3 protein-coding genes are annotated in these 2,051 nt (G+C 67.4%); all 3 read left to right on the top strand.

From position 1 onward, the window contains the following. Positions 1-633: alpha/beta fold hydrolase (locus DSP71_RS18570; protein ID WP_220151147.1), on the top strand; the 633-nt coding region annotated here is incomplete at its 5' end. A 218-nt stretch (positions 634-851) separates the two neighbouring features. Next, a complete protein-coding gene (locus tag DSP71_RS18565) occupies positions 852-1,220 on the top strand; it encodes an FKBP-type peptidyl-prolyl cis-trans isomerase (RefSeq protein ID WP_113681786.1) in 369 nt (122 codons plus the stop codon). A gap of 180 nt (positions 1,221-1,400) precedes the next feature. After that, positions 1,401-1,955, top strand: coding sequence for a YceI family protein (locus DSP71_RS18560; protein ID WP_045265072.1), 555 nt, complete (start codon positions 1,401-1,403; stop codon positions 1,953-1,955). Positions 1,956-2,051: the final 96 nt, after the last annotated feature.

The raw sequence follows: 2,051 nt of genomic DNA, 5'->3' as shown, positions 1-2,051 counted from the left end.
TGGCATCTCGTGGCAGCCGAGCTGCGCAGGCGTGGTCACGCGGTGTTCGCCCCTGACCTGCCCGCCGACGACGACACCCTCACGCTCGAGGACTATGCCGAAGCGGTCGTGGACATCGTCGGTGCACGCCGGGAGGTGACGGTCGTCGGGCACTCCTTCGGGGCGTTCACCGCGCCCCTGGTCGCTGCACAGCTCGCCGCCGATGAGCTCGTCCTGTTCGCTGGCATGATCCCCACGCCGGACGAGTCCCCGAGTCAGTGGTGGGAGAACTCCGGGTACACGGTCGCTTCCGCGTCCCGATCCGCGCAGGACGGAGGGCTGACCGGCAATGCGGATCCGCTCGTCAGCTTTTACAACGGCGTCCCGCGCGCGCTTGCAGAGGAGGCATTGCGGCGCGAGCGCGCGCACCCGTCGCAGGAGGCGATGGAGCGGCCGTGGCCGCTTCGGGAGTGGCCCGACGTGTCGACGCGAGTGGTGGTGTTCTCGGACGACCGCTTCTTCCCCTCAGGGTTCCTGCGCGACCTGGCTGCGACCCGCCTCGGGCTGACCGCGGATGAACTCCCGGGTGGTCACTGCGCGATGCTGAGCCACCCCGTGGAGATCGCAGACCTGCTGTGCGGAGACGCCGGGTGACCGCGGAGCGCGGGCCTGTGGCAAGACTCAGCGCCCGGTGCTGCGGCGATGCCTGCGAGTCTCCCGGGCGCTGAGTTGATCTGTAAACAGGGTGCACCCGGCCCCGCGCGAGTGTCAAGAGCTTCTTCCCCCGGCGCCTCGGTGAAGTTGCGAGGTGTTCGCTGTGAGCAGGTGCCGGTGCGTTGACCCGGTCCATCGCGCTCGGGTTTGATGGACGTATGACTGATCGCACAAAGCCTGAGTTCGACGCCCCCACCGGCCCTGCGCCCGCGGACCTCGTCATCCGCGACATCATCGAGGGTGACGGTTCCGAGGCGAAGCCCGGCGACACCGTCACCGTGCACTATGCGGGGGTCGAGTTCGACTCCGGCGAAGAGTTCGACTCCTCCTGGGGCCGTGGTGAGACCATCCAGTTCCCGCTGCGGGGTCTCATCCAGGGCTGGCAGGACGGCATCCCCGGCATGAAGGTGGGTGGCCGCCGCGAGCTGATCATCCCGCCGCACCTGGCCTACGGCCCCGTCGGCGGAGGTCACTTCCTCTCCGGCAAGACCCTGATCTTCATCATCGATCTCGTCGCCGTCGGCTGATCCGGGCTCGCTCAACGAGGCGCCCCGCTCCTTCGGGAGAGGGGCGCCTCGTGCTGTTCGGGAAAAGTTTCTTCATTCAGGGGAATACATGCTTCTGAATGTAAGTTGTCACAGTGGTCGCGGTGAACGCGGCCCCTGTCCCTTGCCGCAGCTGCGGCTGACGTCTCCAGAGGAGAAGCAATGACTAGCATCGACATCCCCGGCTACCGTCCCGGCACCTGGGTCCTGGACCCCTCGCACAGCGAGGTCACCTTCAGTGTCCGTCACATGATGATCTCGAAGGTGCGTGGCACCTTCGGCGTCAAGAGCGCCACCCTGATCGCTCCGGAGAACCCTCTCGAGGCCAAGGTCGAGGCATCCGTCGACGTCACGTCGGTCGACACCAAGGACGAGGGCCGCGACCAGCACCTCCGTTCCGCCGACTTCTTCGACACCGAGAACTTCCCGACCATGGAGTTCGTCTCGACCGGCGCACGCGCCGAGGGCGGCGACCTGTTCGTGGACGGCGACCTCACCATCCGCGGCATCACGAAGCCGGTGACCTTCGAGCTCGACTTCGGCGGATTCGGCAGCGACCCGTGGGGCAACTACAAGGCCGGCGCATCCGCCAAGACGGTCATCAACCGCGAGGACTTCGGCCTGACCTGGAACGCTGCGCTCGAGACCGGCGGCGTTCTCGTCGGCAAGGACGTGACCATCAGCCTCGACCTCCAGGGCGCGCTGCAGCAGGACTGACGCGTCGGATAGAGACCGGAACCCCGGGCCCGTCAGGGCTCGGGGTTCTCTGCGTCGTAGTCGTGGAAACGACGGCTGCGGCGGGCGAGCGTCGCC

It is taken from the genome of Microbacterium sp. H6 (assembly GCF_003314775.1).
Taxonomy (GTDB): domain Bacteria; phylum Actinomycetota; class Actinomycetes; order Actinomycetales; family Microbacteriaceae; genus Microbacterium; species Microbacterium oxydans.
The sequence above is the reverse complement of the archived record's forward strand: the minus strand, read 5'-3'. Positions and strand labels throughout refer to the sequence as shown.

Bases quoted from the DNA above. Each gene is read 5' to 3' on its own strand.
- DSP71_RS18560 (WP_045265072.1), top strand. From the start codon at position 1,401: ATGACTAGCATCGACATCCCCGGCTACCGTCCCGGCACCTGGGTCCTG.
- DSP71_RS18565 (WP_113681786.1), top strand. From the start codon at position 852: ATGACTGATCGCACAAAGCCTGAGTTCGACGCCCCCACCGGCCCTGCG.